Source organism: Pseudomonas sp. Yb2C2 (assembly GCF_052112325.1).
In the GTDB taxonomy this organism is placed as follows: domain Bacteria; phylum Pseudomonadota; class Gammaproteobacteria; order Pseudomonadales; family Pseudomonadaceae; genus Aquipseudomonas; species Aquipseudomonas marginalis.
In genome coordinates, this window is record NZ_JAVAJK010000008.1 from 150,651 (window position 1) to 176,405 (window position 25,755).

The 25,755-nt window shown below is 57.4% G+C and carries 20 protein-coding genes and 1 pseudogene; 16 read left to right on the forward strand and 5 right to left on the reverse strand.

The window, feature by feature from the left end:
* The first annotated feature begins 1 nt into the window (after position 1).
* Complete coding sequence (locus tag Q8X51_RS13470; RefSeq protein WP_407693837.1) at positions 2 to 643, forward strand: oxidoreductase; 642 nt, start codon at positions 2 to 4, stop codon at positions 641 to 643.
* Between the two features lie 73 nt (positions 644 to 716).
* Here the strand turns inward: Q8X51_RS13470 and Q8X51_RS13475 are convergent, their stop codons facing one another.
* The 4 genes from Q8X51_RS13475 to Q8X51_RS13490 all read right to left on the reverse strand — a co-directional run bounded on the left by Q8X51_RS13475 (position 717) and on the right by Q8X51_RS13490 (position 4,938).
* Positions 717 to 1,001, reverse strand: a complete 285-nt coding sequence (locus Q8X51_RS13475) for a YceK/YidQ family lipoprotein (protein ID WP_027605223.1) — start codon at positions 999 to 1,001, stop codon at positions 717 to 719.
* Complete coding sequence (gene ubiX / locus Q8X51_RS13480) at positions 994 to 1,623, reverse strand: flavin prenyltransferase UbiX (protein WP_027605222.1); 630 nt, start codon at positions 1,621 to 1,623, stop codon at positions 994 to 996. The genes Q8X51_RS13475 and ubiX overlap by 8 nt, the downstream gene beginning before the upstream one ends.
* Positions 1,620 to 2,969, reverse strand: a complete 1,350-nt coding sequence (mpl, locus tag Q8X51_RS13485) for a UDP-N-acetylmuramate:L-alanyl-gamma-D-glutamyl-meso-diaminopimelate ligase (RefSeq protein ID WP_323145653.1) — start codon at positions 2,967 to 2,969, stop codon at positions 1,620 to 1,622. Before mpl ends, ubiX begins: the two co-directional genes overlap by 4 nt.
* A gap of 73 nt (positions 2,970 to 3,042) precedes the next feature.
* Positions 3,043 to 4,938, reverse strand: coding sequence for a sigma-54-dependent Fis family transcriptional regulator (locus tag Q8X51_RS13490; protein WP_065946576.1), 1,896 nt, complete (start codon positions 4,936 to 4,938; stop codon positions 3,043 to 3,045).
* A gap of 272 nt (positions 4,939 to 5,210) precedes the next feature.
* Between Q8X51_RS13490 and exaC the strand changes: the two genes are divergently transcribed.
* From exaC to Q8X51_RS13545, 11 genes are all read left to right on the forward strand, one after another.
* Positions 5,211 to 6,731 carry an acetaldehyde dehydrogenase ExaC gene (exaC, locus tag Q8X51_RS13495; protein WP_027605219.1) on the forward strand — a complete coding sequence of 507 codons (1,521 nt, stop codon included), beginning with the start codon at positions 5,211 to 5,213 and terminating at the stop codon, positions 6,729 to 6,731.
* 143 nt (positions 6,732 to 6,874) lie between these two features.
* Positions 6,875 to 8,308 (forward strand): ethanolamine permease, encoded by a 1,434-nt coding sequence (gene eat, locus Q8X51_RS13500; protein WP_024077594.1) that lies wholly within the window; start codon positions 6,875 to 6,877, stop codon positions 8,306 to 8,308.
* Positions 8,309 to 8,365: 57 nt separating this feature from the next.
* A complete protein-coding gene (locus Q8X51_RS13505) occupies positions 8,366 to 9,760 on the forward strand; it encodes an ethanolamine ammonia-lyase subunit EutB (protein WP_407693838.1) in 1,395 nt (464 codons plus the stop codon).
* On the forward strand, positions 9,757 to 10,590 hold the full coding sequence (gene eutC, locus Q8X51_RS13510) for an ethanolamine ammonia-lyase subunit EutC (protein ID WP_074847733.1): 834 nt from the start codon (positions 9,757 to 9,759) through the stop codon (positions 10,588 to 10,590). The genes Q8X51_RS13505 and eutC overlap by 4 nt, the downstream gene beginning before the upstream one ends.
* A 92-nt stretch (positions 10,591 to 10,682) precedes the next feature.
* Positions 10,683 to 11,141, forward strand: coding sequence for a GNAT family N-acetyltransferase (locus Q8X51_RS13515; RefSeq protein WP_027605216.1), 459 nt, complete (start codon positions 10,683 to 10,685; stop codon positions 11,139 to 11,141).
* A 300-nt stretch (positions 11,142 to 11,441) separates the two neighbouring features.
* Complete coding sequence (locus tag Q8X51_RS13520) at positions 11,442 to 12,098, forward strand: DedA family protein (RefSeq protein ID WP_027605215.1); 657 nt, start codon at positions 11,442 to 11,444, stop codon at positions 12,096 to 12,098.
* A gap of 6 nt (positions 12,099 to 12,104) precedes the next feature.
* On the forward strand, positions 12,105 to 12,920 hold the full coding sequence (locus Q8X51_RS13525; RefSeq protein ID WP_065946578.1) for a zinc-dependent peptidase: 816 nt from the start codon (positions 12,105 to 12,107) through the stop codon (positions 12,918 to 12,920).
* A gap of 108 nt (positions 12,921 to 13,028) precedes the next feature.
* Complete coding sequence (gene ppa / locus Q8X51_RS13530) at positions 13,029 to 13,556, forward strand: inorganic diphosphatase (RefSeq protein ID WP_065924892.1); 528 nt, start codon at positions 13,029 to 13,031, stop codon at positions 13,554 to 13,556.
* Positions 13,557 to 13,770: 214 nt separating this feature from the next.
* A complete protein-coding gene (locus Q8X51_RS13535) occupies positions 13,771 to 14,544 on the forward strand; it encodes a LexA family transcriptional regulator (protein WP_027605213.1) in 774 nt (257 codons plus the stop codon).
* 358 nt (positions 14,545 to 14,902) lie between these two features.
* Positions 14,903 to 16,153: a tyrosine-type recombinase/integrase gene (locus Q8X51_RS13540; protein WP_407693839.1), complete on the forward strand. Its 1,251-nt coding sequence runs from the start codon at positions 14,903 to 14,905 to the stop codon at positions 16,151 to 16,153.
* A gap of 139 nt (positions 16,154 to 16,292) precedes the next feature.
* A complete protein-coding gene (locus Q8X51_RS13545; RefSeq protein WP_407693840.1) occupies positions 16,293 to 16,610 on the forward strand; it encodes a hypothetical protein in 318 nt (105 codons plus the stop codon).
* A 336-nt stretch (positions 16,611 to 16,946) separates the two neighbouring features.
* On the opposite strand, the pseudogene Q8X51_RS13550 reads toward Q8X51_RS13545, so the two are convergent.
* Positions 16,947 to 17,519 (reverse strand): annotated as a pseudogene (locus tag Q8X51_RS13550) (integrase domain-containing protein); the annotation flags it as partial.
* Between the two features lie 913 nt (positions 17,520 to 18,432).
* On the opposite strand from Q8X51_RS13550, the gene Q8X51_RS13555 reads away from it, so the two are divergent.
* The 4 genes from Q8X51_RS13555 (at position 18,433) to Q8X51_RS13570 (ending at position 25,703) form a co-directional block, all read left to right on the forward strand.
* Positions 18,433 to 18,654, forward strand: a complete 222-nt coding sequence (locus Q8X51_RS13555) for a hypothetical protein (RefSeq protein WP_407693841.1) — start codon at positions 18,433 to 18,435, stop codon at positions 18,652 to 18,654.
* 106 nt (positions 18,655 to 18,760) lie between these two features.
* Positions 18,761 to 21,094 carry a type I restriction-modification system subunit M gene (locus tag Q8X51_RS13560; RefSeq protein WP_407693842.1) on the forward strand — a complete coding sequence of 778 codons (2,334 nt, stop codon included), beginning with the start codon at positions 18,761 to 18,763 and terminating at the stop codon, positions 21,092 to 21,094.
* Positions 21,094 to 22,440: a restriction endonuclease subunit S gene (locus Q8X51_RS13565; RefSeq protein ID WP_407693843.1), complete on the forward strand. Its 1,347-nt coding sequence runs from the start codon at positions 21,094 to 21,096 to the stop codon at positions 22,438 to 22,440. The genes Q8X51_RS13560 and Q8X51_RS13565 overlap by 1 nt, the downstream gene beginning before the upstream one ends.
* Positions 22,437 to 25,703 (forward strand): type I restriction endonuclease subunit R, encoded by a 3,267-nt coding sequence (locus Q8X51_RS13570; RefSeq protein ID WP_407693844.1) that lies wholly within the window; start codon positions 22,437 to 22,439, stop codon positions 25,701 to 25,703. Before Q8X51_RS13565 ends, Q8X51_RS13570 begins: the two co-directional genes overlap by 4 nt.
* The last annotated feature ends 52 nt before the right edge of the window (positions 25,704 to 25,755 follow it).

A 25,755-nucleotide genomic window follows, 5' to 3' on the forward strand; every position in this document is an offset into this window, starting at 1 on the left:
CATGTACCTGACACCTCAGCATATCCTGCTCGCTGGCGCCTCTGGCCTGACCGGCGAACACCTGCTCGACCGCCTGCTCAACGAACCTACCGTGACCCGTGTGCTGGCACCCAGCCGCAAGCCGCTGGCCGAGCATCCGCACCTGGAAAACCCGGTGGGCGACCCGGCGGTGTTCCTGACGCAACTGAGCGGCCAGGTAGATATTGCCTTCTGCTGCCTGGGTACCACCATCAAGAAAGCCGGTTCGGAAGAAGCTTTTCGTGCCGTCGACCTGGATATGGTCGTAGCCTTTGCCAAGCGCGCGCGGGAGATGGGCGCGCGGCACCTGATCGTGATCAGCGCGATTGGCGCCGACCCGAAATCCTCGGTGTTCTACAACCGGGTCAAAGGGGAAATGGAACAGGCACTCAAGGCCCAGGACTGGCCGCAACTGACCATCGTGCGGCCTTCGTTGCTGCTGGGGGAACGGCTGGAGCCCCGTTTGGCCGAGCAACTGGCCGGGCCGCTGTCACGGTTGATTCCGGGGAAATACCACGGCATTGAAGTCTGCGAACTGGCCCGGGCCATGTGGCGCCTGGCGCTGGAAGAGCAGGACGGGGTGCGGGTGGTGGAGTCGGATGAACTGCGCAAGCTCGGTAAATAAAGCCGAACACAAAGCAGAATGTGGGAGGGGCTTGCCCACCCACATTGGTTTTGTGGTGCTTTTAAAATCCAGGCTAGAGCCCGCCCGTGGCGTTAAATCCCACACCGAGCACCGTCAACACTGACAGCGGCAATAAAAGCGTGTCGAGCAACGCGCTGGCCGGCAGGTCGACACCGGGGTAGCTGGGCGCCTCGGCACCGAACCGGTCCTTGGCGCAGCAACCTCCGTTCATTGCATACAAATCCAATCGCGTGCCGGCATACACCACCGGCGCGCCGGGCTGCGCGGCGTCCAGGGTACGCGCGGTGGCGCAGCCGGCCAATTGCAGCGCCAGTATCACCAACAGCGCCTTATTCATCGCTGCTCAAATGGTGTTCGCCCCAACGCGGCAGCATGTCCTGGGGGATATTCAACAGGTTGAGAATGCGCGCCACCACGAAATCCACCAGGTCATCGATGGTCTGCGGCTGGTGATAGAAGCCGGGCGACGCCGGCAGGATGGTCACCCCCAGGTTCGACAGCTTGAGCATGTGCTCCAGATGAATGCTCGAGTACGGCGCCTCACGCGGCACCAGGATCAACTGGCGGCGCTCCTTCAACGTCACGTCGGCGGCGCGCTCGATCAGGTTATTGCAAGCGCCGGTGGCAATCGCCGACAACGTTCCCGTGGAGCACGGCACCACGACCATTGCCGCCGGCGCACCGGAGCCCGAAGCCACCGGCGACATCCAGTCTTCCTTGCCGTAGACCTTGATCTGTCCCGCCGCCGCACCGGTGTACTCGGTGAGGAAGGCTTGCATCATCTGCACCTTGGCTGGCAGCGCGACATCAGTCTCGGTGGCCATCACCAACTGCGCGGCCTTGGAGATCAGAAAGTGCACCTCACGGTCTTCACGCACCAGGCAATCGAGCAGGCGCAAGCCATAGGGCGCGCCGGATGCGCCGGTCATCGCCAGGGTGACGCGCTCCGGGCCACTCATTTCAAGGCCTCGGCCAGTTTGCCGTGCAAGCCGCCGAAGCCGCCGTTGCTCATCACCACCACATGGGTGCCAGGCTTGGCCTGGTGCTTGACGAACTCAATGATGCCCTCGATGGAATCACAGACTTTCGACGGCACCGTGCATTGCGCCGCAATCGCCGGCAGGTCCCAGCCGAGATTGGCCGGGGCATACCACACCACCTGGTCGGCATCGTTAACGCTTTCCGGCAGGCCGTCGCGGTGTGCGCCGAGCTTCATGGAGTTTGAGCGCGGCTCGACAATCGCAATGATCGGGGCATCGCCAACACGTTTGCGCAGGCCGTCGAGGGTGGTGGCAATGGCCGTTGGGTGGTGGGCAAAGTCGTCGTAGATGGTAATCCCATTCACGTCGGCGACCTTTTCCATACGGCGCTTCACGCTCTTGAATGCGCTCAACGCAGCAATGCCCATGGACGGCACCACGCCCACATGCCGCGCGGCCGCCAAGGTGACCAAGGCATTGGCGACGTTGTGCTGGCCAGTCATGTCCCACTCGACGATGCCTTGGGCCTCGCCTTCAAACAGCACTTCAAACCGGGAACCGTCTTCACTGAGCAACTTGACCTGCCATTGCCCACCCGCACCGGTGGTTTGCACCGGGGTCCAGCAGCCCATCTGGATCACGCGCTGCAAGGCCGGCTCGGTGGTCGGATGGATGACCAGGCCTTCACTCGCAATGGTGCGCACCAAATGGTGGAACTGCCGCTCGATCGCCGCCAGGTCGGGGAAGATGTCGGCGTGATCGAACTCAAGGTTGTTGAGGATCGCGGTGCGTGGACGGTAGTGGACGAACTTGGAGCGCTTGTCGAAGAACGCACTGTCGTACTCGTCGGCTTCGATCACGAAGAACGGCGTATCGCCCAGGCGCGCCGACACCGAGAAGTTCTGCGGCACGCCGCCGATCAGGAAGCCCGGGCTCATGCCCGCGTGTTCCAGCACCCAGGCGAGCATGCTGCTGGTGGTGGTCTTGCCGTGGGTGCCGGCAACGGCCAATACCCAGCGACCTTGCAGCACATGGTCGGCCAGCCATTGCGGGCCGGACACGTAAGGCAAGCCTTTGTTGAGGACGTATTCGACTGCCGGATTGCCCCGGGACATGGCATTGCCGATCACCACCAGGTCCGGTACCGGGTCGAATTGCGCCGGATCGTAACCCTGGGTCAGTTCAATGCCCTGGGCCTCGAGTTGCGTGCTCATGGGTGGGTAAACATTGGCATCGGAGCCCGTTACGTGATGGCCCAGTTCTTTGGCCAGAACCGCCATCGAACCCATGAAGGTGCCGCAGATACCAAGAATATGAATGTGCATAGTCGACCTCGTAAACATCGAGGCAGGTTAGCGCAGGGGGGCGAAAATCGCACTCTTTAGCTGTAGGACCGATCTATGGCGCAGCCCGTGCAATACCGTGCCGGCGCAGCTTTCTATACAGCGTGTTACGGCTGACACCCAGCTGCTCCGCCGTATGGGTCATGTGCCAGCGTTGTTGCTCCAGGGCCGTGAGCAGGGCGAGTCGCTCGGCGTCGCCCAGGGGCGACTCTGCAAGCCTGGCCTCGGCCACTGCTTGCGGCCGTGCCTGGCGAATCAACGCTGGCAAATCCTCAAGGCCGACCCGCCCGTCGTCACACAGCGCCGCCAGCGTTCGCAACACCGTGCGCAGTTGCCGAACGTTGCCCGGCCAGGGGTAGGACAGCAGCGCCGAACGCGCCGCCGGGTCGAGTCTTATGCTCTGGCCGCCCGCCTCCTGCGCCAGCAGGAAATCCAGCAACTGAGGCTTATCGCTGCGTTCACGCAACGCTGGCAAAACGACTTCCAGGCCGTTGAGGCGGTAATACAGGTCTTCCCGAAAACTTCCGTCCTGCACGCGCTCCAGCAAATTCCGGTGAGTCGCGCTGATAATTCTGACATCAACCGCCTGGGGCTCACCGCCGATGGGCACCACCATGCGGTCCTCCAGCACCCTTAACAGGCGCGTCTGCAGCGCCAACGGCATATCGCCGATTTCATCGAGGAACAGCGTACCGCCGTCGGCCTGTTGCAACTTGCCCTGCATGCCGTCCTTGCGCGCGCCGGTAAAGCTGCCGCCGCGATAGCCGAACAGTTCGCTTTCGATCAGGCTTTCCGGGATGGCGGCGCAGTTGAGGGCAACGAACGCCTTGTCGGCACGCTGGCTGGCGTGATGCACCGCCTTGGCGAAAGCCTCTTTGCCGGAGCCGGTTTCGCCGTTGATCAGCAAGGGCACATCGCGCTCGAATACCCGCAGCGCTTTACGGAAGTCAATCTGCAGCGCCGGGTCGCCCAGGCAGATACCGGCCAGGCGCACGGGTTCAGGCTTGGCGATGGGCGCAGGTACACTGCGCGATTGACCACGCAAGGCCGCGAACAAGTGCCGACCATCCCGCGTGCGCAATGGCCAACTGGCGGTGGCATTGGCACTGGCGCGACCGAGCAGTTGGTCCAGGGAACACTCGAACAACGCCTCCACCGGTTGCCCCAGCAACCCACCACGCACCTGCCCCAGCAGGTTGAGTGCGCTCTGGTTGACGGCACATATCCGCCCTTCGCCGTCAAACGCCAACAACCCTTCGCTGAACAGGCCCACCGACTCGGCCTGCAGGTGAAAGCGCAGCAGCCAATGGTTTTCGAAGTGACGCAGGAAGTAGCAACTCTCGATCATCTTCGCCGACAGGTTAACCAGCGCCATGGTGTGGAACTGGCTCTGCCGCGACACCTCCTCCCGGGCCGACGACACGTCCAGCACCGCCAACAGGTCGCCGTGGGGGTCGAACACCGGGCTCGCCGAACAGGTCAGCCCGGTGTGGCGCCCACGAAAATGTTCATCGCGATGAATGGTCAACGACTGGCGCTCCACCAGGCAGGTGCCGATGCCATTGGTGCCCTCGCACGCTTCGCTCCAATCGGCACCGAGCCACAGCCCGGCGCGTTCGAAAATCTTGCGCTCGGACGGTGCTGTGACACAGTTGAGGATCACCCCACGGGCATCGGTCAGCAGCACCGCGTGGCCAGCGCCCGACAGCTGCTGGTGCAGGCTGTTCATCTCGCTGCCGGCGATATGCAGCACCTGTTGCAGGCGCTCGCGGCTTTCCAGCAGGCGGCCGTGCTCAAGCACCGTAGGGGCGATGGTCTGGGCAGGATCGAGGTGGTAGTCCTCCAGGCAGCGCAGCCAGGAGCGGGCGATGGACGGGTCGCTCGACGGGTCGCGCCCACGCGCCACAGTAAGGACTTGCTGGGCATGGCGACTGAAATGATCGTTGTGCATGTTCTTATTATTCTCCCTGCGTGAGAGCCACCAGCATCCCCCAGGCACCCAGCCAATGCAATCCCGGACCGACTCGCCGGTCACGGCCTGTACCGTTTATGGCACAAACTGTCACAGCGCCTGTACCACCCGTGTCACAGCAACGCCTTGCAACAAACCCCAAGCCCTTGATTTTCCTGGCCTGCAAAGCAGTGGCCCAACCTTTGCTCTACGCTTTATCAAGCGCTTGCGCGCTGCACTCCAATAAACATAAAAGCCAGGAGATACCCACCATGCGTTACGCACACCCCGGTACTGAAGGCGCGATCGTTTCGTTCAAGGCCAAGTACGGCAACTACATTGGTGGCGAATTCGTTGCCCCGGTCGATGGCAACTATTTCACCAACACCTCGCCGGTCAACGGCAAGCCTATCGCCGAATTCCCGCGCTCCACTGCCAAAGACATCGACAAGGCGCTGGACGCCGCCCACGCTGCCGCTGACGCCTGGGGCAAGACCTCGGCCCAGGACCGCTCGCTGGTGCTGCTGAAAATCGCCGACCGCATCGAACAGAACCTCGAACTGCTGGCCATCACCGAAACCTGGGACAACGGCAAGGCCGTGCGTGAAACCCTCAACGCCGACATCCCGCTGGCCGCCGACCACTTCCGCTACTTCGCCGGTTGCATCCGCGCCCAGGAAGGCACCAGCGCCGAGATCAACGAACACACCGCGTCCTATCACTTCCACGAGCCACTGGGCGTGGTCGGCCAGATCATCCCGTGGAACTTCCCGCTGCTGATGGCCGCGTGGAAACTCGCCCCGGCCCTGGCCGCCGGCAACTGCGTGGTGCTCAAGCCTGCCGAGCAAACACCGCTGGGCATCAACGTGTTGCTGGAAGTCATCGGCGACCTGCTGCCACCGGGCGTGCTGAACGTGGTGCACGGCTTCGGCAAGGAGGCCGGCGAAGCCCTGGCCACCAGCAAGCGCATCGCCAAGATCGCCTTCACCGGCTCCACCCCGGTGGGCTCGCACATCATGCATGCGGCGGCCGAGAACATCATTCCGTCCACCGTCGAGCTGGGCGGCAAGTCGCCGAACATCTTCTTCGCCGACATCATGAAAGCCGAACCGTCGTTCATCGAGAAAGCCGCCGAAGGCCTGGTGCTGGCGTTCTTCAACCAGGGCGAAGTGTGCACCTGCCCATCCCGCGCGCTGGTGGAAGAGTCGATCTACGACGACTTCATGAAAGTGGTGATGAAGAAGGTCGAGCAGATCAAGCGCGGCGACCCGCTGGACACCGACACCATGGTCGGCGCCCAGGCGTCCGAGCAGCAGTTCGACAAGATCCTGTCCTACCTGGAAATTGCCAAGGGCGAAGGCGCGCAATTGCTCACCGGCGGCAAGGTCGAGCAGCTCACCGGCGATATGGCCGGCGGCTATTACATCCAGCCGACCCTGCTCAAGGGCACCAATGAAATGCGCGTGTTCCAGGAAGAAATCTTCGGCCCGGTAGTGAGCATCACCACCTTCAAGGACGAAGCCGAAGCCCTGGCGATTGCCAACGACACCGAGTTCGGCCTGGGCGCCGGTGTGTGGACCCGCGACATCAACCGCGCCTACCGCATGGGCCGCGCGATCAAGGCGGGCCGCGTGTGGACCAACTGCTACCACCTGTACCCGGCGCATGCCGCGTTTGGCGGTTACAAGAAGTCCGGCGTGGGCCGTGAGACCCACAAGATGATGTTGGATCACTACCAGCAGACCAAGAACCTGCTGGTGAGCTACGACATTAATCCGTTGGGCTTCTTCTAACTAACCCCTCCCACAGTTGAAATGCACTCAAATGTGGGAGGGGCTTGCCCTCTCCCACACTTAGCTCTCCACAAGTACTTGCCAATTGCATTCGGCACACAGAGGCCGAGTTAAAAAACAATAACAATGAAAGGTACTTTCCCATGCCTAGCGAACCGACTGGATCTTCTGTCGACTTCGAAAAAGTCGACTCCCAATACTTCCAACAACGCGAACTGAAAAAAGGCGCCGCCGGCTGGGTCCTGCTGGTTGGTCTTGGCGTTGCCTACGTCATCTCCGGCGACTACGCCGGCTGGAACTTCGGCCTGGCCCAGGGTGGCTGGGGCGGGATGTTCCTCGCCACATTGCTGATGGCCACCATGTACCTGTGCATGTGCTTTTCCCTGGCCGAACTGTCTTCCATGATCCCCACCGCCGGCGGTGGCTACGGTTTTGCCCGCAGTGCCTTCGGGCCCTGGGGCGGGTTCCTGACGGGCACCGCCATCCTGATCGAATACGCCATCGCCCCCGCCGCCATCGCGGTGTTTATCGGCGCCTATTGCGAGTCGCTGTTCGGCATCGGCGGCTGGATGATTTACCTGGCGTTCTACATCATCTTTATCGGCATCCATATCTTTGGCGTCGGCGAAGCCTTGAAGCTGATGTTCGTGATCACCGCCATCGCCGCGATTGCGCTGGGCGTGTTCCTGGTGTCGATGGTGCCGCACTTCAATGTCGCCAACCTGCTGGATATTCCGGTGACCGAGGCCAAGGGCGCCAGCACCTTCCTGCCATTCGGCTATGTCGGCGTGTGGGCGGCGATCCCCTATGCGATCTGGTTTTTCCTCGCCGTAGAGGGCGTGCCCCTGGCCGCCGAAGAAACCAAGAACCCCAAGCGCGACCTGCCCCGGGGCCTGATCGGCGCCATTGTGGTGCTGACCAGCTTTGCCCTGTTGATCCTGGTGATCGCACCGGGCGGCGCGGGCACCTACGCACTGGTCAAATCCGGTAACCCGCTGGTGGAAGCGCTGGCGCTGTCCTATGGCGGTTCGACCTGGATGGGCAGCTTCGTCAACCTGGTCGGTCTGGCAGGCTTGATCGCGAGCTTTTTCTCGATTATCTACGCCTATTCGCGGCAGATCTTTGCCTTGTCCCGTGCCGGCTACCTGCCGCGCAAACTGTCCCAGACCAACAAGAGCAAGGCCCCGGTACTGGCCCTGGTGATCCCCGGGATTATCGGCTTCGGCCTGTCGCTGACCGGCCAGGGGGATCTGTTGATTCTGGTGGCGGTGTTTGGCGCGACCATTTCCTACGTGCTGATGATGGCCGCGCACATCACCCTGCGTATCCGTCGCCCCAAAATGGACCGTCCTTATCGCACGCCGGGCGGCATCTTCACGTCCGGCGTCGCCTTGGTACTGGCCTGCGTGGCCGTCGTTGCGGGCTTTCTGGTGGATCCACGGGTGGTGATTGGCGCCGCGATCATCTATGGAGTATTAATTGCTTACTTTGCTTTCTACAGCCGGCATCACTTGGTAGCAGGCACGCCCGAAGAAGAATTCGCCGCGATCCAGGCCGCAGAGGCCGCCTTGCACTAACTGCCGTAAACCTCGACGCGGGTTCCTCTCCTGCCCGCGTCGTCAAGGAGACACTGTATGGCAAGCTTTTCCCACGCGGTCGGTGCACAGACCTACCGCTTCGACAGCCTCAAGGACGTGATGGCCAAGGCCAGTCCCGCGCGTTCCGGGGACTTTCTGGCCGGCGTCGCCGCGCAGAACGACGGTGAGCGGGTGGCGGCGCAAATGGCGCTGGCAAATATCCCGCTGAAACACTTCCTCGAAGAAGCGCTGATCCCCTATGAAAGCGATGAAGTCACGCGGCTGATCATCGACACCCACGACAAGCAGGCTTTCGCCGTGGTCAGCCACCTGACCGTCGGCGGCCTGCGCGACTGGCTGCTCAGCGACGCCGCCGATGAACAATCCCTACGCGCATTGGCGCCGGGGCTGACACCGGAAATGGCAGCGGCGGTGTCGAAGATCATGCGCGTGCAGGACCTGGTACTGGTGGCGCAGAAGATCCGTGTGGTCACCCGGTTTCGCGGCACCATGGGCCTGCGCGGACGCCTGTCGACCCGCCTGCAACCCAACCACCCGACCGACGAGCCGGCGGGTATCGCCGCGAGCATTCTCGACGGCCTGCTCTACGGCAACGGCGACGCCATGATCGGCATCAACCCGGCCACCGACAGCATCGCCTCGATCTGCGCCATGCTGGAGATGCTCGACGCAATCATCCAGCGCTACGAAATCCCCACCCAGGCCTGTGTGCTGACCCACGTCACCACTTCCATCGAAGCCATCAACCGCGGCGTGCCGCTGGACCTGGTGTTCCAGTCGATTGCCGGCACCGAGGCGGCCAATGCCAGTTTCGGCATCAGCCTGAGCGTGCTGCAGGAAGGTTACGAGGCGGGCTTGAGCCTGAACCGGGGCACCTTGGGCCAGAACCTGATGTATTTCGAAACCGGCCAGGGCAGTGCCTTGTCGGCCAACGCGCATTTTGGCGTCGACCAGCAAACCTGCGAAACCCGCGCCTATGCGGTGGCCCGGCATTTCAAGCCGTTTCTGGTCAACACCGTGGTCGGTTTTATCGGCCCCGAGTACCTGTACAGCGGCAAGCAGATCATCCGCGCCGGCCTTGAAGACCACTTCTGCGGCAAGCTGCTGGGCGTGCCCATGGGCTGCGACATCTGCTACACCAACCACGCCGAAGCCGACCAGGACGACATGGACACCCTGCTGACCCTGCTGGGCGTCGCCGGGATCAACTTCATCATGGGGATCCCCGGCTCCGACGACATCATGCTCAACTACCAGACCACCTCGTTCCACGACGCCTTGTACGCTCGCCAGACATTGGGTTTAAAACCGGCGCCGGAGTTTGAACAGTGGCTGGCCAAAATGGGCATCTTTACGCAAGCCGACGGCAAGGTGCGCTTCGGCAACAGCCTGCCACCGGCGTTTCGCCACGCCCTGGCGCAATTGGGATGAAGGAGCCGCCCGTGCAACTCGACCTGCCTGAAAACCCGTGGCTGGAACTGCGCCGCCTGACCCCGGCGCGAATTGCCCTGGGCCGCACCGGCACCAGCATTCCCACCAACGCCCAACTTGATTTCCAATTTGCCCACGCCCAGGCACGGGACGCGGTGCACCTGCCCTTCGACCATGCAGGCCTGAGCAGTCAGTTGGCCGAGCGTGGGCGCGATAGCCTGTTGCTGCACAGCGCGGCAACCGACCGGCACAGCTACCTGCAACGCCCGGATTTGGGGCGGCGCTTGAGTGACGAATCGGCCCAAAGCCTGCGGGATTACGCGGCTGAGCATCCGGGCGGCATGGACCTGGCGGTCGTGGTGGCGGACGGTCTGTCGGCGCTGGCAGTACATAAACATACGTTGCCGTTTCTGACGCGCATGGAAGAGCAGACCCACGCTGAAGGGTGGTCCTTGTCGCCGGTGATCCTGGTGGAACAGGGCCGCGTGGCGGTCGCGGATGAAATCGGGCAACTGCTCGGCGCCAAGATGGTGGTGATCCTCATCGGCGAACGGCCGGGGCTCAGTTCGCCGGACAGTTTGGGGCTGTACTTCACCTACAACCCCAAGGTCGGCCTCACCGATGCCTATCGCAACTGCATCTCCAATGTGCGCTTGGAAGGCCTGAGCTATGGCATGGCGGCCCATCGCCTGCTGTACTTGATGCGAGAGGCGTGTCGCCGGCAGCTGTCGGGGGTCAACCTGAAGGACGAGGCGCAGGTTCAGACCCTTGAATCCGACGACCCGGACCTGATGAAGGGCAATTTCCTGCTCAGCCCACCCACCGACTGATCCCGGCACGATTGCGCTTTTTCGCGCCTTTAGGCAGCATCAAGTCACGGCCGCTCGTGTGGTCATACCCCATTTGGAAGTTGAGGCCTGGCATGCGGATTACTCAAGCGACCCTGGAACACCTGGACCTGTTGACCCCGTTGTTCGTCAAGTACCGCGAGTTCTACGGGGCCCTGCCCTTTCCGGATTCGTCACGGGCCTTCCTGGAAAAGCGCCTGCGCCGCAAGGAGTCGGTGATCTACCTGGCCCTAGCCGATGACGACGACAAACGCGTGCTCGGGTTTTGCCAGCTTTACCCGAGCTTTTCCTCGCTGTCGCTTAAACGCGTGTGGATCCTCAACGACATCTATGTGGCCGAAGACGCGCGCCGGCAACTGGTGGCGGATAACCTGATGCGCACGGCGAAGAAAATGGCCAAGGAAACCCACGCAGTGCGGCTGCGGGTATCGACCAGCAGTGATAACCAGGTGGCGCAGAAGACGTACGAGTCCATCGGGTTTCGTGAAGACACCGAGTTCAAGAACTACACCTTGCCGATCAGCGAAGACTGACGCCCTGACACCATGGACACCTTGTGGGAGGGGGCTACCCCGATGGCGGCTGTTCAGTCAGACTATTTATAACTGACCGAATGCTTTCGCGAGCAAACTCGCTCCCACAGTGCCTTTCTGGCGATCTGTGGACCGTCCCCCCGCGACATCCCCCGCTACAAAACCAACACGCTTTTCACCTCTCAATCCGTATAATGCGGACCTTTCAGGGTTGTAAGAAACACTACATACACGTGTAGCCTTATTACCCGAGCTTCCGCACAGGCCTGCCGAGTCGGGCCGTTCACACAGGTGCCATCCATGGATTTCAACCCGCTCGACCTTATCCTGCATCTCGACGTGTACCTCGACATGCTGGTAACCAATTATGGTCCGTGGATATACGCCATTCTGTTCCTGGTCATCTTTTGCGAAACCGGCCTGGTGGTCATGCCGTTCCTACCAGGTGATTCGTTGCTGTTTATCGCCGGCGCCGTGGCAGCAGGCGGTGGCATGGACCCGGTATTGCTGGGCGGGCTGCTGATGCTGGCGGCAATCCTCGGCGACAGTACCAATTATGTGATCGGGCGAACGGCGGGAGAACGCCTGTTCAGCAACCCGAACTCGAAAATCTTCCGCCGCGACTACCTGCAAAAGACCCACGATTTCTACGACAGGCACGGCGGCAAAACCGTGACCCTCGCGCGTTTCCTGCCGATCCTGCGCACCTTTGCGCCGTTCGTTGCCGGCATCGCGAAAATGCCCTATGCACGCTTCTTCGGTTTCAGCGTGCTGGGCACCATTCTCTGGGTCGGCGGCCTGGTGACCCTGGGCTACTTCTTCGGCAACGTGCCATTTATCAAGAAAAACCTTTCGCTGCTGGTGGTGTTCATCATCCTGCTGTCGCTGGTGCCGATGATCATTGGCGTGTTCCGCAGCCGCTTTGGTCGCACGTCTTCAGAAGCCAAATCGCAGTAACCCGGCATGTGGTCCCTCAGCGCCTGGCGGCGCCGACGCCTGCTGGCCAAGCACCCGATTGCCGATGACACCTGGCAGCGGGTGCGCCACCACCTGACCTTCCTCGACGGCATCAGTGCCGAGCAGGACCAGTGGCTGCGCGAAGCCTGCGTGGTGTTCCTCGCCGAAAAACACCTCACCGCCCTGCCCGGCGTCGAGCTGCACCAGGAACAACGCCTGCTGCTCGCCGCCCAGGCGCAACTGCCGCTGATGAACCTGGGCGACCTCGACTGGTACCAGGGTTTCCATGAAATCGTGCTGTACCCCGACGACTTCCTCAGCCCCCAGCGCCATCGCGACAGCAGCGGCATCGAACACGAGTGGGACGGCGAACACAGCGGCGAAGCCTGGCAGCAAGGCCCGGTGATTCTTGCCTGGCCCGGCGTACTGGCCAGCGGTCAGTGGGAAGGCTACAACCTGGTGATCCACGAACTGGCCCACAAACTCGACATGCTCAACGGCGACGCCAATGGCCTGCCGCCACTGCACCCCGACATGCGCGTGCAGGAGTGGGCCAGCGTGATGCAGGGTGCTTATGACGACCTCAATCGCCAGCTGGACGCCAACCCCGACGCCGAGACGGAGATAGACCCGTACGCGGCGGAAAACCCGGCGGAGTTCTTTGCGGTCACCAGCGAATATTTTTTCAGCGCCCCGGATTTACTCGTCAATAGTTATCCACAGGTGTACGCCCAACTCAGCCGCTTTTACCGCCAGGATCCCTTGGCCCGCCTGACCCAACTGCAAGCGCACGACCCGCGTTATCAGCCACAAGGCGAATGACCGTACGACGTCTGGCGCATGGCATCGCCGTCAGAATATGCCTATAATCGCCGCCACTTTTAGGCCAATCCGGCCATGTCATATGGCCAACTACGGGGGCAACGCCCAATGAGCTACAGCAAGATTCCGGCTGGCAAAGACCTGCCGAACGACATCTACGTCGCCATCGAGATTCCGGCCAACCACGCGCCGATCAAATACGAAATCGACAAAGACAGCGACTGCCTGTTCGTTGACCGTTTCATGGCCACCCCGATGTTCTACCCGGCCAACTACGGTTTTATCCCGAACACCCTGGCCGACGACGGTGACCCCCTCGACGTGCTGGTCGTAACCCCTTACCCGGTTACCCCAGGCTCGGTCATCCGCGCTCGCCCGGTCGGCATCCTGCACATGACCGACGACGGCGGTGGCGATGCCAAAGTGATCGCCGTGCCACACGACAAGCTGTCCCAGCTGTACGTGGACGTGAAGGAATACACCGACCTGCCGCCACTGCTGCTGGAACAGATCAAGCACTTCTTCGAGAACTACAAAGACCTCGAAAAAGGCAAATGGGTGAAGATCGACGGTTGGGGCAACGCAGACGCCGCCCGCGCCGAAATCATGAAGTCGGTCGCTGCCTACAAAGGCTGATACCGGCTACTCATTGCCTCGGCAATTGAAAAAGCCCCGATTACTTGGGGCTTTTTTTGTGGGAAAAACTAAACGACAAGTTCAACATCTTATAAACTTAGTTTAATCATCTGTGAATTCCGAAGTAATAAGCCACAACTAAGCAAAAACCTACAGGCCTAACTCAACGCATGGTTTATTTGATGTGTTTTCTCGGCCAGTAAACTCTGCGTTTATGAATACATCAGGTGATCGCTTAAAAGCGCTATTACGGGAAGTTCATCTTTCCGCCTCCGACTTCGCCAAGAACCGTGGTGTCACGCCTCAACACGTGAACAACTGGTTCAAACGCGGTGTACCCATGGGCCGACTCAACGAGATCGCAGAACTGCTGTGCATCTCCAGCCGTTGGCTACGCACCGGCGAAGGCCCCAAACACCCACCGGCCAACTTCCTGCTGGAAGGCCCCGGCACCAGGAAAGGACTCCCCGCCCGCGAAGAAACTGGCAAATACCTCACAGGCCCCGCCTGCCGCCCGGAAAAAATCGACGTGGAAATCCCCCTCCACCCCACCTTCACCTCAACCGAACGCATCCGCGTCTCCCTGCACACCCTCGAAACCCTCAACGTCAACCCCGACCGCGCGCTGGGCGCCTACATGGTCGACAACAGCATGATCGACATCATCCAACAAGGCGCCACCCTCGCCATCGACAAAGGCCGCACCCAAATCATCGACGGTGAAATCTACGCGGTCGAACACGACGGAATGCTCCGCATCAAATACCTCTACAACCGCCCTGGAGGTGGGTTGCGCATGCGCAGCCACAATGCCGGTGAACATCCGGACGAATACCTGACCCACGAACAACGGTTTGAGCAGAACTTCCAGATTGTGGGGTGGGTGTTCTGGTGGTCCACGTTGAATAACCGTAGGCCGCCGGTGCCGCTGGATGAGCATTTATTGGGCTGGGAAGGCTCTAAATCGGATCCGGAGGTGGGCAACTGAAGTGAATGTGGGTATCATGCGCCGCACATTTGGCAGGGGGTGGCTTTGCGCTATCCACCCTGCTCGGCGATGCGGAGGATTTCCCGCAGATGCCCCTACTATTCAGCCCGACGCAATGTGGGCTGAGCGATTTGAAGACTGCTGAGGTTTGTCAAAAACAAGCTGAGGCGGTCACAGAGAAGCCGGCCACAAGCCGGCTTTTTAATGCCTTTTTGAAAGCCACCTTCATCTACTGAAAATCGCGAGAGCCTTGCTAGATCAAGGGTTTCAACCTATTTTTGTTCCTGTGACTTCCGTTTTGATCCGAGGCGTTCCACGCGTAAGTGGGGGAACAAGTGGGGGAACAGAGGGCAAAAAAATGGGTAAACTGACCGCTAATCAAGTCAAGAGTCTGGTTGAGGCTGGGACGTACGAAGACGGTGAAGGGCTTCGTCTTTTGGTGAAACCCTCAGGACGAAAAACCTGGGTACTCCGCTTTCAATTGAACGGCAAACGCAGGGAGATGGGTCTCGGGAGTTACCCTCAGCTCGACCTGAAAAAAGCCCGCGCAGCCGCCTATGAAAATAAAGTCCAGATCCTCCACGGCACTGATCCACTCGCTAAACGACAGGCTGAACAAGCCGCTCAGCGGGAGGCAGAGCGACGAGAACTGGCACATCTGATTACCTTCGAGAAATTGGCCACCGACTATCGAGATGCCCACGGCTCGAGCTGGTCGGAGAAATGGCGCAAGGGCTGGCTGAGGAAACTCGAGCTCTATGCATTCCCTACGGTAGGGAAGCTTTCAGCTGACCAGATCGAGACCAAGCATCTGATCAAAGTCTTGCAGCCAATATGGTCAACTAAAACGCGGACGGCTGACGAAGTACGTGGGCAAATCGAACAGATCCTGGATGCCGCCACAGCCCGAGGTCTCAGAACCGGAGAGAACCCGGCACGCTGGCGCGGCCATCTGGAAAACCTGCTCAGCCGTCATGAGAAGAAGAAAGCTCGCAAACGCCTGCATCATCCCGCGCTGAATTGGCAAGACCTGCCGAAGCTCATGGAAGCCTTGCGTAAGGACACCAGCCACGTTTCTGTTGCAGCTCAGTTACTGATCCTAACCGGCGCTCGCTCACACATGGTCCGATTCGCGCGCTGGGATGAATTCGACCTTGAGTCCTGTCGCTGGTCTTTGCCCGACGAACGAATGAAGACCCGCCAGGCTTTCGCGATCCCTCTGGCGCCAGAGGTCGTCTCACTACTCAAGAATCTTCCCAAGCTCGGCCGCGAAAGCCCTTATGTATTTCCAGGGAGTGGTCGTAGCGGCGTCATGCATGCCAACGGCATTCGTAACCTATTGCACGGGCTCGGCTATGAAAGCATCACTCGCCACGGATTCCGCTCAACGTTCCGCGACTGGGCGGGCGAGCAGACCAGTTTCCCTCGAGAGATTTGTGAACTGGCACTGGCTCATGATGAGCGAGGTGAAACCGAAAGCGCTTATTCCCGCTCTGATTTCTTCGATGAACGTCGAGAACTGATGGAGCTGTGGGCGCAGTACGCGACGCCCAAAGGTGGCAGCGATACACAAAGCCGGCTGGCTCAAAATGCGCGAATTACTAAATAACGTAGACCAGAATGGGCTAAACAACGGCGCCACCGAAGCATTCTGTAACAAGCTTAAGCTTCGACTTAGTTGAAATCTGTATTCAGCGCCATCAATTCAATATCACCCCAATTCGCGGGCACACTCCGGCGCACAGCAAATGACCACAACAAACACGCTAATCAAGATCAAACCCAGTGAGCTGTATTACACCGACTATAGCGATACTGCTGTGAAAGGGGACGATCCCACAAAGACTGTCGAAGATGCTGACCGTTTCAGCCGGAAAGAAAAGTATGAGGTGGTGAACATGATCAACTCAATCGGCTGGAAAGATAACAAAAACTCACTCAAAGGCCTGTTGATTGTGGAATGGATGCTTCACGAAAAGCTGCCTGGTACAACGCAAGGGCGCGCAAAAGTTCAAGCTTGGATTTATGCCAATTACGAAGCTATGTCGAAGGACTATCCCCGCTAACACCTGCATGCTGAAACCCCTCAGACCATTTTATGATCTGAGGGATTTAGAGCATCTGGATCAATGCTTCAGCGTGGCGCCGAAAAACGGCATAAGCCTCATCAAAACTTGGTCGGACAGAGCCAAAAATCAGCGACATGAGCCTCGCGTCATACTGGCCACGAATCACCGCATCCGAACTCACCTGATGAAGAGCTCCCTGCATGGCACTTCCAGGATCGGCAGCGAACGGGGGAAATTGTCGACCAAACTCGAGAGCATCGAACTCCACCAAGTTTTTGAAACCGCTAGCGGCTCGTTCGCCGACAAAGGGATCGCCAAGGATTACACAGTAAACATCTTGCCGAATTGCTTGGCTTCACGTTTTAGACGGGGAAGGCCGGCCAAAATCGCCTCGCGCAAGCGCATACCGGTGGCTCGCGCTAACTGAGCGATGGCAGCGGCGCGCGGCTGCTGGATTTCGCAATGCACCTCTACGATCCGCTTCACCTGTTCGCGGTCTTGGCCTTGCGACATTGAACAACGAATACTGGTGCGCCGCATTCCCAGCGCCTTACTCGGACTGGGGATTTTGACGTACTGATCACCTCGAAGCGTGGCCATGGTCCGATTCACACTGGATAGCCGATTTTGCGCGGTGCTGATGGCGAGGTCACCGCGCCCAACCAGGTCACGGAGATACGCCGCATAGTCGGCCAACACCTTCCGATCAACCTGCCGCGCATCATTGAACCGAGGACCATCGTCTGACCGATACCAGCGCATGAACGCCTGCCAGCGATCAGAATGCGCCTTGACCGTGCCGTAGTGGCCACCGCCGAACAGGTCTTTTAATGCCTGCACCCCGGCATAACTCAACTGCCGACCATACCCAAAATTTCGCCCATCCCGTCTACCGACCAAGGCCATGATCAAACTCCTCTCGAAGCAAAAACTTTTAAAACCCTCCCCCACGTCATCCCGCCACGAATGTTGAGTGTTCTCAGGGATCAAGGCCCCTGCGACCTGTGAGGGTTGTCCACTAACGCGGGACTGGCGGCTCTTTACGACCGAGAGCTTGGGCACCTCATGATCTGGCCTCCTGAGCACTTCCGAAGAAGTGGGCGGGTGGAGGCTGCGCCGGTTGACGAGACCAATGCCGCGAGATCCTGAGTCGGGTGAAGGCAGTGAAGCGATGACCGGGGCATGCCTGACTGTCAGTCAGGTGCAGTCCATTCCGTAGGCTGCGGCACCATCATCTGCATCGCTGTTGCTGGTGACTTCGGTGTTTGTCACGCCGATTGTCACGAGAGGGAATGCCGCAAAGCCTTGTACGAGTTGGGCTGCAGCAGCGGTAGGAGCGCCCGTCTCTTTCCGGGAGAAAGAGACGGGCGCAGGTTGGCGCAAGGAAATGGCCAAGCGGATAGGTTGCTGCAAGGCAGCTATGAATGGGGGAAGTTGCCGCAGTGGGGACACTGGTAAAAGTAGGCATCCATCACATCGCTGTGAGCGTGCGAGCCGCCGGACGCTAATCGCACTTTGGGAGAACCACCACGGCGTGGCGTAGCCTCAAAGGTTCTGGCTACCTGGGTTGCTGTCAACGACAGCGCTTTGCCCGATCTTTTCTACGCCTGTGGATAATTCGGGTCAAGGCTCGAATTTTCGGGAGTTCTGCGGCTGTTGATGAAATTATGCACCGGTGGAAATCAGTGGTTTTCCACAGACGGTTGGGTGGGCTTTAAATTTTTTAAGTGAGGTCCATCCGAGCAGGGCAGCTTTGCTGCCCTGCTTGGATGGACCCGCGCGAAAGGGCGGACCAGGTGATCTCACAGGCTTACCCACGATGGAATGTGCCACGACTGTTTGGCAGGGAGGTGATGTTGTCGCCGACCGGGTGGGCAAATTCGTGGGGCGTCACATGCCCATGGCGGTTGGCATCGAGGTAGTTGCTCCACCGCGCCATGATCAGCCTGCGCTGTTCAAGGAGTTCGGCCTTGTGGCTTATTTGACTTTCAATGTCGTCACTGCCCTACCGCACCAGCTTTTGGGTGGAATACCCGACTGAAGCCATCACCTCTCGCTGTCGTTGCAGCATAATGCGCCCCAGTTATATTCATCACCAAGCTGCGCAGTGGCTCCGCAGCTTTCGAACACTACAAGGACTTCAGTACATGTCGCAAGCCTCCAACAACCTGGCCGCCTACATCTGGTCTTTAGCCGACTTACTCCGTGGTGACTTTAGACAAAGCCAGTACGGTCGCATCATTCTGCCTTTCACCTTGTTGCGTCGTCTCGAATGCGTGTTAGAGGCAAGCAAGGCAGCGGTGCTGGCGGAGCATGCACGCGTCCAGCAACTCAATATCTCCGAAGAAGCCCAGGAAAAACTGCTCCTGCGTGCAAGCGGTGGGCTGTCGTTTTTCAATACCTCGAAAATGGATCTGTCCAAGCTCGGTGAATCCGGCATCAAGGCCAACCTGGAGTCCTACCTGCAGGGCTTTTCCAAAGATGCACGGGAGATTTTCGAACACTTCAAATTCACCGAGTTTCTCGGACAGCTGAACGATGCCAACCTGCTCTACAAGGTTGTGCAAAAGGTACGGAAGACGGACTTAAGCCCTGCGGCTGTTTCCAACCACGACATGGGCCTGGTGTTTGAAGAGTTGATTCGCCGATTTGCGGAAAGCTCCAATGACACCGCTGGGGAGCACTTTACCCCGCGTGACATCGTGCGGCTCACCACCTCCCTAGTGTTTATGGAAGACGATGATGCGCTGACAAAGCCCGGCATCATCCGAACCATTTACGACCCAACAGCGGGCACTGGAGGTTTTCTATCTTCAGGCATGGAATACGTACATGAGCTCAATCCAAAAGCGGTGATGCGCGCCTATGGCCAGGAGCTCAACCCCGAGAGTTACGCCATCTGCAAAGCGGACATGCTGATCAAGGGGCAGGACGTCAGCAACATCAAGCTAGGCAACACCCTCTCGAACGACCAGCTTTACGCCACTGAATTTGATTACATGCTCTCTAACCCGCCCTTTGGCGTGGATTGGAAAAGGATCGAGCAAGAGATCAGTGAAGAGCACACGCAAAAAGGATTCAGTGGCCGTTTTGGTGCAGGGTTGCCACGGGTCAGCGATGGCTCCTTGTTGTTCCTAATGCACCTGCTCAGCAAGCTACGCGACGGTTCTCAAGGTGGTGGGCGGATTGGCATTATCCTCAATGGCTCGCCGTTGTTTACCGGAGGCGCTGGCTCTGGCGAATCGGAAATTCGCCGATATATTCTAGAAGCCGATTTGCTCGAAGCTATCGTCGCGCTGCCCACCGACATGTTCTACAACACCGGCATATCCACTTACGTCTGGGTGCTGTCGAACAAAAAAGCCGTAGAGCGCAAGGGCAAGGTTCAGCTAATTAACGGCGTGAACTTATGCAGCAAAATGCGAAAATCTCTCGGTTCCAAGCGCAATGAAATGGATGAAAGCGATATTGCAACGGTGATTCGCGCTTTCGGCAGTTTTGTCGCAGTCGATGCCTACGAACTAGACAAACAAGCCGCACAAAAAAGCAATCGTGGCCGTCAGGCAGCCAACCCCAAAGCTGAAGTGCCCAAGACCTTCGCCAGCAAGATCTACAACACATATGAGTTCGGCTATCGGCGAATCAGCATCGAACGCCCATTGCGGCTGTCTTACCAATTTAGTGACGAACGCGTGGCTACCTGTCGCTTCGCTCCGGGCGCCCTCAACAGCGCCATGCGTTGGGTTTATCAGGAATACAGCAGCTTGGAGGGCGAGAGCTGGAGCGACGAAGACGACTGCAAGCTTTACGGTGACCTAAGTGGCCATGAAGACGCCATCCGCCGCTATTGCAAACTTCACTTCACCGATTTGAAAGAAAAGCATCTCAAGGATTTGCTAAGCAGATCAACCTGGATGGATCAAAAACGGCTGTTACTCAAAACGCAGCAGCTGAAGGCCAGCATCGGAGCTGCCCAGCATGATGACTTCAACACCCTTGACGACGCCCTCAAAATCGCCTGCAAGAAGCAGGGAGTAAACCTGGACGCGAAAGACAAGAAACAAATTATTGACGCTGTGAGTTGGAAGAACTCAGATGCAGCCAAGGTAATTAAGAAGGTTCACAAAACCAAAGCCAATCCGTTGTATGGATTGTTTGCCGTCGACGGCGAGGTACTGGAATACCAACCAGACAGTGACCTGCGCGACAACGAGAGCGTCGCGCTCCAGCCGGATAAAAGCGTTAACGCCATCAATGAGGCGTACTTCCTAAAAGAAGTGCAGCCCCACGTGCCCGATGCCTGGATAGATGCTGGCAAGAAAGATCCTAAGGATCAGCAAGTCGGTATTGTCGGTTATGAAATCCCCTTTGCCCGGCATTTCTACCAGTATCAGCCGCCTAGGGGGTTGCTTGAGATCGACGCGGATCTAGATGTCGTATCAGCCGAGATTATGCAGCTGCTACAAGAGGTACATTCGTAATGGCGGGACGATATCAAACGTATCTTGAGTATAAAGATTCCGGGGTTGAGTGGCTCGGTCTAATTCCAGACACATGGTCAACTACGCCGTTAAAATGCGTGACCAACTTCATCAACGGAAATGCATTTAAGCCTTCTGAATGGAGTGAAGATGGAGTTCCTATTATAAGAATTGAAAACCTCAATGGCAGCCATGACTTTAACTGCTTTGAGGGGCGAGTTGACGACCGCTACCGCGTATTAGAAGGTGATCTTTTATTTGGATGGTCAGGTAACAGAGGAACTTCTTTCGGGCCATTCTTATGGTGGAGAACGGGCGAGCATTACCTTAACCAGCATATTTTCAAACTAGATGAGTATTCTTGTAATAAGCAGTGGCTATACTGGACATTAAAGGCTGTCACGTATTACGTGGAAGAGCAAGCTCATGGAATCATAGGCATGGTTCATGTAACCAAAGGAAAGCTCGGCGGCATACGTATCCCTTGTATCGATAGGTTAGAACAAGTAAAAATCGCCAATTTTCTCGACCACGAGACTGCTAAAATTGGCACTCTCATTGAAAAGCAAACGCAGCTTATCCAGCTATTAAAAGAAAAACGCCAGGCGGCGATTAGCCAAGCAGTAACGAAAGGCTTGAACTCTAACGCTGAGATGCGCGAATCAGGAGTTGAATGGCTAGGAAAAGTCCCAAGACACTGGGTGGTTGGAAGATATAAGTTTTGTACAACTAGAATTGTGGTGGGTATCGCAGAAGCAGCAACACATGCATATACAGACTCTGGCGTCCCTATTATCCGCTCGACAAACATCAAAGAGGAAGGCCTTGACACTACTGGGATGTTGTTTATCACAGAAGAGTTTTCAGAAAAAAATAGCTCTAAATATCTGTATGCAAATGACGTAATAACCGTAAGAACAGGTTATCCGGGCGTAAGCGCAGTTATTCCTGAGCAATTGAACAACTCGCAATGTTTTACAAACTTAGTTGCCACCCCAAGCAAAGCTATGTTGCCTGAGTTTCTTTCAGAGTATTTGAACTCCCACACTGGAAAATCATACTTCGACCTACTTGGCTGGGGCAGTGCGCAAAAAAACATAAGCGTACCTATCCTCCAAAACATACCAATTGCATACCCTAACAATAGTGAACAACGCACAATTACTGAGTTCATCAAAAAGCAGCGCAGAAAATATACAGAACTGATCGATAAAGCTGAGGAACAAATTTTACTACTTGAAGAGCGCCGCACTGCTCTAATTTCCGCCGCTATCACTGGAAAAATAGATGTCAGACACTGGGTAGCCCCTAAAGAAATTCAAACCAACAGGGAAGTAGCCGCATGAGTGCATTGGGTGGCGGTAAGGCCAACGAACTGATATTCCAGAACGATATGCTCAAGCATCTCGTTGCCAAAGGCTGGCTGCTGGGCAAAACGGAAAATTACAACCGTGAATTGGCCTTGTACTCCGAAGACCTGCTGGGTTTTGTCAAAGAAACCCAGGATGAACAGTGGCAAAAATTCTGCGCGCTCTACCCAAGCAACCCAGAACACCACTTTCTTGAACGTGTCGCTACCCAACTGAATAAAACTGATCCCAATGCCGCCAGCAAAGAAATGCGCACCTTCGGCACGCTGGGCGTGTTGCGCCATGAACTGCGTCACCGGGGCACCCGGTTCAGTCTGTGTCAGTTCAAACCTGAACACGATCTAAACCCCGATACCTTGACTCGCTACGCTAAGAACCGCTGCCGTGTCGTGCCTGAGGTGGTTTATTCGCCCTGGGCAAGCAAAGAACATCTCGAACAGTCCGGCAGCAAGGCCAAAGCCTGGCGAATTGACTTGGTGCTGTTTGTAAATGGCTTGCCGGTCGCAACACTAGAGCTGAAATCCGAATTCAAGCAGGCTGTGCACAGCGCCATTAAGCAATACAAAACCACACGCTTTGCGACAGATCCTGTCACTAAGAAGCCCGAGCCACTACTGACCTTCAAGCGTGGTGCTCTGGTGCATTTTGCCGTGAGCCAGTACGAGGTCTATATGGCCACGCGGCTGGAAGGCGCGGAGACCTTCTTCCTACCATTCAACAAGGGCACCTCTGTCGGCGGTGCCGGTAACGATGTGCCGGCAGACATTAACCAGTACGCCACCGATTACCTGTGGAACGAAGTGTTGCTGCCCAACAATCTGCTATCGATTCTCGGGCACTTTGTGCATCTGCAAATTGAAGAGAAAGAAGATTGGGAAGGTCGTAAATACAAAAAAGAAAGCCTGATTTTTCCGCGTTACCATCAGTGGGATGTAGTGAATAAACTGGTCACAGCGGCCCGCACTGAAGGCCCTGGCCATAAGTACCTGATCCAGCATAGCGCCGGCTCTGGAAAGTCCAACTCGATTGCCTGGATCGCGCATCAACTGTCGGCGCTTTACGACGCACAGGGCTGCAAACAATTCAACTCAGTGATTGTGGTGACGGATCGCACCGTGCTGGATGATCAACTGCAAGACACGATCAACCAGTTTGAACACGTCGATGGCGCGGTTGGACGCATCAATAATCAGGAAGGCGACGGTTCTAAATCGGAAAAGCTCGCCGCAGCGCTGGAAAACTCGCAGCCGATTATTATCGTCACAATCCAGACCTTTCCCTATGTGCTGCGCGCCATCGAAAACAGCGTCAGCCTGAAAGAGCGCAGCTACGCGATCATTGCTGACGAAGCCCACTCCTCGCAAACCGGCTCTACCGCCCGCCAGCTAAAAGAAGTGCTGATGATTGAGGCCAAGGCTAATGGTGAGGACGAACTTAGCACCGAGGACATTCTCGATGCCGCCGTGGCTTCACGCCGCGTGTCGAAAAACCTCAGTTACTTTGCCTTCACCGCTACGCCGAAAACCAAAACGCTGGAGCTGTTTGGCCGTTTGCCCAAGCCCACTGAGCAGCCCTCTAAAACCAATAAGCCCGCAGCCTACCACGTGTACAGCATGCGTCAGGCCATTGAAGAGGGCTTTATTCTCGATGTGCTGAAGAACTACACCAACTACAAAGTGGCCTACAACCTGGCGCAAAAAATCGACAAGGCTGATCAGGAAGTCGAAAGCAAGAAAGCCAAGGTCAAGCTCAACCAGTGGGTGCGCCTGCACGAATACAACATCGCGCAAAAGGTGCAGGTGATTGTTGAGCACTTTCGCAACAACGTGATGGGCCTTTTGGGCGGTCAAGCCAAAGCCATGGTGGTCACCAGCTCACGCAAAGAGGCCGTGCGATACAAGCTGTGTTTCGACAACTACATCGTCGATAAGGGCTACCAAAAAATCCATGCCATGGTGGCATTCTCCAGTGAGGTGGAGTTCACAGAGAAAGACCCAAATGCGGTCGCGTTACTCGGCAACAAATACACCGAGAGCAACATGAACCCCAACCTCAAAGGCCGCGATATGCGCAAAGCCTTTGATAGCGATGATTATCAGGTGATGATCGTTGCCAACAAATTTCAGACCGGCTTTGATCAACCCAAGCTCTGCGCCATGTACGTGGACAAAAAACTCGGCGGCGTCGAGTGCGTACAGACCCTGTCGCGCTTGAACCGTACGTATCCCGGCAAGGCGGACGTTGGCACGTTCATCCTGGACTTCTTCAACGAGCCGCAAGACATCCTTGACTCGTTCCAGCCGTACTTTCAGACGGCAGAGCTGGCAGATGTTTCCGATCCAGACTTGATCTTCGATTTGCTTGAGAAGCTCAACGCGGCGGGCATTTACAAGTCCAGCGAGGTTGAGCAGTTCTCCGCAGCCTTTTTCATCAAAAACAAAAGCAATGCGGCGATTGCCAACATTTGCAAGCCTGCGGTCGAACGCTGGACTAAACGCTACAAGTTGGCGGTTGATGCCTACGCACACTCGAAAGACATATTTGAGAGAATCAAAAAGACTCAGGATGCAGTATTGATCGCCAACGCTGAAAACGACCTGAAGGAATGCAAGCAAGCCAAGGACGCCCTGGACATCTTCAAAAAGGATCTGGGCACCTTTGTGCGTTTCTATGAATTCATGTCGCAGATCGTCGATTACGATGATAAGCAGCTGGAAAAGCTCAGCCTGTACGCACGCAATCTAAGCCCAATGCTGCGTGAAGCCGCTGTGGATGAGGATGATATTGACCTCACTGGTGTCGTGCTCAGCCATTACCGCGTTTCGAAAATACGCCAGCAAGACCTGAAGCTAAAAGAAGACTCGCCCGACTATAAGCTCGTGCCAGGTGAGGGGCTTGGATCAGCGGCTGCGAAGGACAAAAAGGAAGAGCTGCTTTCACAGATATTAGAACGGCTCAATGAGCTGTTTGTGACGGACCAACTGACTGAAAAAGACATGGTAAATTACGCCTATACCATCCGTGACAAGGTCAGTGAAAACCAGTTAGTTATGCAACAACTGGCAAACAATACTCCCGAACAGGCATTGCTTGGAAACTTCGCCAATGCGGTTGATGACGCGATTATGGACAGTGGCGATGCCCACCAGAACCAGATGATGCAACTGCTCTCTGACCCTGCTAAGGCCAGTAAATTTGCCAGAGTGGTTTTCGATTTACTTAAGCTGGCAGACCAATAATCGCATGTCCCACCGCAGGTGGGACTTTCTCCAGACTAGAAAAGAGATACTG